At 52.9% G+C, this 7,665-nt stretch carries 8 protein-coding genes; 2 read left to right on the top strand and 6 right to left on the bottom strand.

Annotated features, from left to right (window positions below):
• The 6 genes from FBQ85_23085 to FBQ85_23060 all read right to left on the bottom strand — a co-directional run.
• Positions 1 to 2,616 (bottom strand): hypothetical protein (locus tag FBQ85_23085; GenBank protein MDL1878029.1); only part of this gene is annotated, 2,616 nt, incomplete at its 3' end.
• A 230-nt stretch (positions 2,617 to 2,846) separates the two neighbouring features.
• Positions 2,847 to 3,311, bottom strand: coding sequence for a GNAT family N-acetyltransferase (locus tag FBQ85_23080; protein ID MDL1878028.1), 465 nt, complete (start codon positions 3,309 to 3,311; stop codon positions 2,847 to 2,849).
• Between the two features lie 15 nt (positions 3,312 to 3,326).
• Positions 3,327 to 3,692 carry a zinc ribbon domain-containing protein gene (locus FBQ85_23075; protein ID MDL1878027.1) on the bottom strand — a complete coding sequence of 122 codons (366 nt, stop codon included), beginning with the start codon at positions 3,690 to 3,692 and terminating at the stop codon, positions 3,327 to 3,329.
• Between the two features lie 70 nt (positions 3,693 to 3,762).
• Complete coding sequence (locus tag FBQ85_23070; GenBank protein ID MDL1878026.1) at positions 3,763 to 3,945, bottom strand: hypothetical protein; 183 nt, start codon at positions 3,943 to 3,945, stop codon at positions 3,763 to 3,765.
• 18 nt (positions 3,946 to 3,963) lie between these two features.
• Entirely contained in the window at positions 3,964 to 4,572 is a 609-nt protein-coding gene (locus tag FBQ85_23065) for a DUF3052 family protein (protein ID MDL1878025.1), read from the bottom strand.
• A 45-nt stretch (positions 4,573 to 4,617) separates the two neighbouring features.
• Positions 4,618 to 5,280, bottom strand: a complete 663-nt coding sequence (locus FBQ85_23060; protein MDL1878024.1) for an arylesterase — start codon at positions 5,278 to 5,280, stop codon at positions 4,618 to 4,620.
• A 102-nt stretch (positions 5,281 to 5,382) separates the two neighbouring features.
• Here FBQ85_23060 and FBQ85_23055 point away from each other — a divergent pair, with 102 nt between their 5' ends.
• Positions 5,383 to 6,111: an ABC transporter ATP-binding protein gene (locus FBQ85_23055; GenBank protein MDL1878023.1), complete on the top strand. Its 729-nt coding sequence runs from the start codon at positions 5,383 to 5,385 to the stop codon at positions 6,109 to 6,111.
• A gap of 15 nt (positions 6,112 to 6,126) precedes the next feature.
• The coding region (locus tag FBQ85_23050) for an FtsX-like permease family protein (GenBank protein MDL1878022.1) at positions 6,127 to 7,665 on the top strand (1,539 nt) is incomplete at its 3' end.

The following is a 7,665-nucleotide window of genomic DNA, read 5'->3' as shown; positions in this document are numbered from 1 at the left end:
AAACTGGCGCTGCCGTTTTGCCTGCCGCAGCGTAGGAATGATGGTATCGGCGATGAAACGATTGTCGAGATCGTCTTCGGGTTGATCAATGATCAACGGCGTGTGGCTCTCCGGAAAAAGCAACAGTAGAATGGCGGTGGCCTTTTGTCCTGTGGAAAGCTCGCTCATGCTGCGCCAGCGCGCTGCCGCATGCGGATAATTCACATTCAACTCGATATTCACCACATCCGGCGGATCAAGCTCTTCAATCTCGAGCAGCGTTGCTTCATCGAGATGGGCAAGGCCCTCGGCCTGTTTCTTGGAGAATTTGTAGTGTTCTTGCAGCGCGTGCTGGCCGGCGCGTATGTGATTGACAAAATCGGCCAGCGAAAAATTCTCTGCAGCACACATTTGTTCGAGAAAATCGGTGCGCAGGCTCAACTTGAGGGATTTCAATTTTTCGACAAAGGCGCTATAATTTGCCCCGCGTTTGAGCTTCACACGCACGCGCTGATCGAGCAAGTGATTCGCCTTGTCCGCTGCTTTCTTGTCGAGCACGAACAAGTTTTTATTGTGCGTATCGCGTTTGTGCAGCAGATTTTTTCGCCGGCGCTCGAGTTGCAGCCGTTTTTGCTGAAGCTGCTCGCGTTTCAGCCGCAGCGGCTCAAGTTGCTCGATTTCCCGGCGTAGCCGGAGAAAGGCGGAGCCGTCGATTTCCTCCTTTTGCAAATCCGTGAGGGCGCGCTCATATTCTTTTTGCCGCGCTTGTTTGCGTGTGTGCCATTTTTCCGCAATCTCGAGCAATTCTTCGCGCGCCTGCGCGATCGCCGAATCCATTTGTGCGAGATGCTCGCCGAGCGTGCCCTGCAACTTTTCGAGCGCGCGTTGGATCCTTTCGATCAAGTCGGCATTGGGAAGTTGATCCCGCGCCTCGGCAGGCAGTGAAAGCGGTTCGAGTTCCAGGCGTTGGCGCGCTTGATCGAGAATCCGCTGCAACACCACCACGTGATCGCGGCTGGCGCCCAGCGTTTGCTCTTCTTTTGCGAGTAACGTGTGCGTGCGCAGCTTTTCTTCGATACCCTTATCCTCGAACAGCTTGAGTTTCTCGGTGAGCGCGGGCAACTGGCTAAGCTTGTCATCAATCTCGTGCAATTCCGTCAGCGTACTCGTGAGACTCTGGCGATTCGCCTCTAAAAGTTGTGTGATCTCGTGCTTGTTCGCCTCCTGCCGGCTGGCGGTTTCAGCGCGGTAACGATTGATCAAACTGGCATGCTTGCTGGCATCATTGGCAAGCTCGGCGATTTCGTGCTGCCCGAGAATATCAATACCCGGCGCCAAATCAAATACGTGCAGTTTGCGGCGCTGGCCGGTTTCGTCATAAATCGCCGGCTCCCCCGGGTAAAGTCGTTCGATCAAATAGAGGCTTGGAGAAGGTTGATTGGTGCGCACCAACAATGAAATTTTTGTGCCGCTTTTGATCACGTCTCGCAAAATAGCTTCATGCGTGCGCCGCGCTTGTTCGCCCAGCGGCGGTTGATCGAGCACGTAGCGCAAGCTTTCGATCACCGTTGATTTGCCCGTGCCGCGGCCGCCGATCAGACAATTCAAATTTTCGTTGAAATGAATGCCGCAGCCGTGCAAAAAACTGGCTTCGCCTTCCCACGCCAGCGCGATCAGCTCGACTTGCACATTTTGCCGGCCCGCACGCGGCTTCTCGCCGTCGCGTTCGGTAAGCAATGTCAGGCGTGAATCCGGGTCGAGAAACGCCTGCCACAACGCTTCAATGCCCGGCGTCGACATTTTGATCAACGTGCTGCACGCCTGATTCTCCATATCTTTTAGATTGTAAACATCAAGGCAATTGAGCAGCGCAATTTTTTGCTGGCGGCGATAATGATTCAACTCACCGGCGACGATTTTGCGCTCGAATGTCGACAAGTCGCGTCGGGCACCGGAAATTTGTCCGGCCATCAAGTTGCTATCCGTGAAGTATTGGACGCGCGTTGTTTTGGCGCACTCGGACAACAAGCCGTTCTCGCGATCCATGTGTGCCGCGATGCAAATGCCGCGGCGATTCTTTTGAACGATCTCAAGAATTTGGGGAAACGATTTGGGCGACTGCTTCGGCGCCAGGCCGCGTCCGGTAACCCAGCGATCTTTGGGAGGAAGACCCAACTCCGTCAACACGTGATCCAGTTCCTCGGCCGGCGAGTCAAGATCGAAAAGGCAGAGCAGATGCAAACCCTCAGTGCTGGCGATTTCGAAACCTGGAAAAACGAGAATGCCCTCCTGCGTCAATTCTTTGCGCACAACGTCGACGTAATCCACGCTGTTGTGATCACACAAGCCGATAATATCGATGCCGACCTTTTTGCATTTTTGCGCCAGGCTCAGGGCGAAATCGCGTTTATAGGATTCCGTATCTTTGCGATGCTTCGAATCGAAACCTTTGAAGCGGCCCTGCAGCGGCGTATTCACTTGCAAGGCGCAACGATAATAACGCGCGCCTTGCGACTGTTCGAGCGCACGCGCGATCACCTCGGGCCAGGGATGCGCCGGGGAAACGAGCAGGCGCGCGCCGTTGCGCACATGCGTGTGTGTCACCAGGGGTGAAGGCGCTGCCATATGATCGTTCATGAAACTCCCCAAGGGATTACTCGCAAAAATTCCATCGCAAGGTGAAATCAAAATTATTTGAACAAAAGTTCAATCAAAGCAGGCGGAAAATAAACCTTTTTCAGCGGCGATGCAAGATGAAATTCCAAATTCGATTTTATTTTTGTTTGCGGCATTCAGCGCCAGCAGAAAATTGTTCGACATCACCGCATCATGTGAATCTTGTTGCAAAGTTGATATTCAAAACACACTCACTTCGAATCCCTGCCGGCAATCTGTTTCGTCATGAGGTAACGATCATGATCGACGAAACCGAATTTGCGGTAGGATTTTTGCGCATGGGCATTCGTGCGGTCGACTTCAAGATGCAAGGCGTGCACGCCCAGCAACCGGCATTGCTCTTCAATAAATGCCAGCGCCTGCTGGCCGATGCCCTTGCCGCGATGGCTCTCTTTGATGTAAATCTCATCGAGAAAGGCGTCGCGACCATGATATTCCAGGCTGAATCCCAACGTCAATACCATATAACCCACAGTTTCGGTTTTATCTTGAATGAGCCAAATCTGGCCCACGGAAGCATCGTGTAATATTTTTTTCAATGCTGAGCGAGCGCGTTCTTCATCCAAAGTCAAATGGTCAAGTTCATAATACGCGCGCATGAATGTCAGCACGCAATCTTCATCTGCGCTTGAGGCCTTTCTGAAATTGATCTTCATAAACAGCTTTAAAAATTAACCGAGACGATCCATGTCGGATGCAAGCGCGGGATGCAGGCGCGTCCCGCAACCGGCGCACGTTTTGGCCGCAGGGTGATTGGCATAACCGCATTTTTCGCACGGCGCCGGAGCGTAGGTTTCCGGCACTTTTGTCAATCCAGCGGGCACATTCTGGGCGACGCTGCTGGCCCGGGTTAAAACGTAAAGATAGCCCGCAACGCTTAGGAAAAAACCGATAAAGAAATACAGGTGCGGCGGCAACCCCTTGCTGACCGCAACATAGCCGCTCAGGCCGCCGAAAATAAGCCCACTCAAGATGTAAAATCCAAACCACAACCACAGCCAATTCATTCTTGCCGGATTGGAACTTTCGTCGGGCATATCCGACCTGAATAATGCGCTTTTCGGACTCTCGCGGGAAGAAATTTTTTCAGGCGGTTGCGCAAGAGAGTCATTTATTGTTGTTTGAAAGGGCAGAGGAAGAGTTTTCGAGATTGTAAAAGAAGCAGAGTTGAGAAGCATCACGCAAAGAACCAGCGGCGGGAACATTTTGAGCATTTCTGGCCTCAAGCAAAATAACGCTTTGAGAGAAGATTTGTGCTTGCAAACTGCCAAAAAATGAAAATTTCTTCACGCAAAATCAAGGCAAGAATCAGCGCTTGGTCTTGGGAATAACGAGTTTGAGGCCTGAATGGGTGGAAGAAAAGCCCACGACTTTGACGTCAACCAGGCCGGCGGCTTTGCCCGCATGGCGCACATCATTTTCGTTAAGATGCGGTTGCCCTTTTGGATAGATCACCCAAATTGCGCCGGTTTTCGCAAGATGTTTTAATAGGTTGTCAAGTCGGCGCAATGATGATTTGCCAGTCACGCCGAAGAAAATGAAATCGCATTCCTTTGCCAGCTTGTTCTCGAGCCCTTCACTTGTTCTTTCCGATAACTGTGCGCGAAAATTGCCATCATCAATATCTATCACAGCAACCCTGGAGTCTGTTTTGACGCCGAGCTTATCAAGCAAGCTTTTGGGATGGCGAATTTTGTCGCGCCATTTTTCTGCTGCCGGACCCAGTTCGAAATGTGCGACACCCTGTGGAAACGTGACAGTGAGTCTGCCGTTCTTGGTTTCTAATGCGGAAATTTGCTGAAAGGGAATTTTCACGCGAAAATCGCCTCGAAACAAAAGCTCGGCCGACTCCAATAGCGCTTTGCCCTCGGAGACTTTTCCGTCAAAGCTGACTTTACACGCTGCTTCCAGGCCCATGCAAATCCTCCCAACGATAATGTGATTTTTGCCATCAACAATAATCTACATTTCTTGCAAGACCGGCTTCAACACCTGCCAGACATTTCTGGCAACGATGCGGTGGCCTTCGGCGGTGGGATGAATGCCATCCGGCAGATTGAGTTTGGGATTGCCGCCCACACCTTCAAGAAGAAAGGGCACAAGCGCAGCCTCATTTTTCTTGGCCAGCTCTTGAAACAGCGTGCGAAATTTTGACGAGTATTCCCGGCCCATATTCGGCGGCACGAGCATACCGGCGATCACAATTCTCACCTCGGCATTTTTGGCTTTCACGCGATCGATGATCGCTTGCAGATTCTGTTGGGTCAGATCGAGCGGAATGCCGCGCAAACCGTCATTGGCGCCCAACTCAAGAAAAAAAACATCGATTTTGCGCTGCAACAGCCAATCGATGCGGCGCAAGCCGCCGGAAGACGTTTCACCGCTCAAGCCAGCGTTGATCACTTTGAAATTCCAGCCCAGAGAATCAATCTTTTCCTGAATCAATGCGGGAAAGGCGAATTCAGTTCCGAGGCCGTAGCCGGCAGACAAACTGTTGCCCAGAAAAAGAATCGTGCGCGGTTCTGCGCTTTTATTATCCTGAACCGGCGCGGCATTATTGTGAGGATTGATCATCAAACCAAGCAACAAAAAAATAATATTCATTGCGGGAATTTGCAGCAGCATCTTGCCTCCAAGTTTTGTATCTTTGCAACTTTATAAGCTTCATGCCCGTCTTAATTCGACCAGAAGATTATGACAGTACGCCCAATTGGAGTGAGAGTAAATATGATTTTAAGTCCCGTGTTGCGTGTCAGTAACCTGAGTAAATCCTACCCAAGCGGCGATCAGACCTTGACGGTGTTGCACCATGTGAGTTTTTCCCTTGCCGCCGGCGCGACTTGCGCAATCGTCGGGCCCTCGGGCAGCGGCAAAACGACCTTGTTGGGCCTGTGCGCCGGCCTCGATCGCCCCACCACCGGCTCGGTGAGCATTAACGGCATTGAGATCGACCAGCTTGATGAAGATGCGCGCGCCCGCACCCGCAGTGAACATGTCGGTTTTGTCTTTCAAAATTTTCAGCTCATCCCAACGTTGACTGCCGTGGAAAACGTGATGGTGCCGTTGGAATTGCGCGGTGAGAGCAACGTTCGCCCGCCTGCGATTGCATTGCTCAAACGCGTGGGTTTGGGCAGCCGGTTGCATCACTATCCTGCCCAGCTTTCCGGAGGTGAGCAGCAGCGCGTAGCATTGGCGCGCGCGTTCATCAATCGCCCCAAAATTTTGTTTGCCGACGAACCGACCGGCAACCTTGATGCGGATACCAGCGACCTGGTGGTGTCCTTGCTGTTTGAATTGAATCATGAAGCCGGCACCGCGCTGGTGATGGTGACGCACAATCTCGAATTGGCGCAGCGCACGCAACGCATCATTCGCCTCAAAGGCGGCGCTGTGATTTCCGACGAAATGACGGATGGCCAATATACGCCAAAGTTGGCGGCAGAAGCAATAGAGTAAAACTAAAATTTGAGCATGCTCATGCCAGTTCTATCATCTTTTTTTAATTCGTGGATTTGGAAAATGGCCTGGCGCGACAGCCGCCAACATCGCCGCCGCCTGCTGTTGTTCATTTCATCGATCACCCTGGGCATTGCGGCGGTGGTCGCCATCAATTCGCTGCGCCAAAATTTGGAACAAGCCATCGATGAGCAGGCGAAGGTTTTGTTGGGCGCGGATTTGATGATTTCGGGCCGGCAGCCGTTTACGGCGCCTGCCGAAGCGCTTTTTGATTCGCTCGGCGGCCAGCAAGCGCGCGAAGTGCGTTTTTCTTCCATGGCCTATTTTCCCAAAACCGACGGCACGCGGCTCGTGCGCATCAAAGCGCTGGAAGGCGATTTTCCGTTTTATGGCGAGTTTGAAACCGAGCCGGCTCAGGCAGCGGTTTCATTTCGCGCCGGCCAGAATGCGCTCGTGGATGAAGCATTGTTGTTGCAGTATCAAGCCGAAGTCGATGATTCCATCAAAGTCGGCGCATTAGAATTTCGCATCGCGGGCCGGCTCAAGAAAGTTCCCGGCGAATCGGCGGCGAATGCGGTTTTTGGCCCGACGGTTTTTATTCCGTTGCAGTATCTTCCGGCAACGGATCTGATTCAGCGCGGCAGCCAGATTACGTACAGCGTGCTATTCAAGTTTGATGAGCCGGTCGATATTCCGCAGCTTGTCGAGCGCATCAAGCCGCGCTTGCGGGAGGACCGGCTTCGCACCGAGACCGTCGCCAGCCGCAAAGAAGATTTGGGCGAAGCCATGCAAAATTTAACACGCTTCCTCAATCTGGTCGGCTTTATGGCGCTGCTGCTCGGCGGCATCGGCGTTGCCAGCGCCATTCACGTTTACATCAAACAAAAGCTCGGCGCGATTGCCGTATTGCGCTGCCTGGGCGCGCAAGCGCGGCAAACCTTCAACATCTTTCTCGTGCAAACACTCGCGATCGGCCTGCTGGGTTCGTTCATCGGCGCCGGCCTCGGCATTTTGCTGCAGCAGCTTCTTCCGCAAATACTCGGCGAATTTTTGCCGGTCCGGCTGCACGTCTCCATTTCGTGGGGCGCGGTTGTTGAAGGCATGCTCATTGGCGCGAGCATGACATTGTTGTTTGCATTGTTGCCGTTGGTTGCGATCCGCAAAATTTCGCCTCTGCTCAGCCTGCGCTCGGCATACGAGGCGCTGAATCCCGCAGGCCGCGACAAATTGCGTGTGCTGCTCTACCTGTTGATAGTTGTGGCAATCGGCCTGGTTAGCATGCGGCAAATGCAGAGCGGGCCGCAAGGCCTGTCCTTCACGCTGGCAATTGCCGCGGCCTTCGGCCTACTCGCCGGCGCCGCTAAATTGCTGACGCGCACCATTCGAAAATATTTTCCCAATTCCTGGAGCTATGTTTGGCGGCAGGGCCTGGCGAATTTATACCGTCCCAACAATCAAACCGTGATGATGATGCTCGCCATCGGCTTCGGCACGTTTTTGATTGCCACGCTTTATTTGACGCGCGAAACATTGCTGCGGCAGGTGGAATTGACC

Source organism: Cytophagia bacterium CHB2, from assembly GCA_030263535.1.
Taxonomy (GTDB): domain Bacteria; phylum Zhuqueibacterota; class Zhuqueibacteria; order Zhuqueibacterales; family Zhuqueibacteraceae; genus Coneutiohabitans.
The sequence above is the reverse complement of the archived record's forward strand: the minus strand, read 5'-3'. Positions and strand labels throughout refer to the sequence as shown.

Excerpts from the sequence above, each read along its gene's own strand:
- FBQ85_23080 (MDL1878028.1), bottom strand. The coding sequence starts at position 3,311 with ATGAAGATCAATTTCAGAAAGGCCTCAAGCGCAGATGAAGATTGCGTG.
- FBQ85_23075 (MDL1878027.1), bottom strand. The coding sequence starts at position 3,692 with ATGCCCGACGAAAGTTCCAATCCGGCAAGAATGAATTGGCTGTGGTTG.
- FBQ85_23065 (MDL1878025.1), bottom strand. The coding sequence starts at position 4,572 with ATGGGCCTGGAAGCAGCGTGTAAAGTCAGCTTTGACGGAAAAGTCTCC.
- FBQ85_23060 (MDL1878024.1), bottom strand. The coding sequence starts at position 5,280 with ATGCTGCTGCAAATTCCCGCAATGAATATTATTTTTTTGTTGCTTGGT.
- FBQ85_23055 (MDL1878023.1), top strand. The coding sequence starts at position 5,383 with ATGATTTTAAGTCCCGTGTTGCGTGTCAGTAACCTGAGTAAATCCTAC.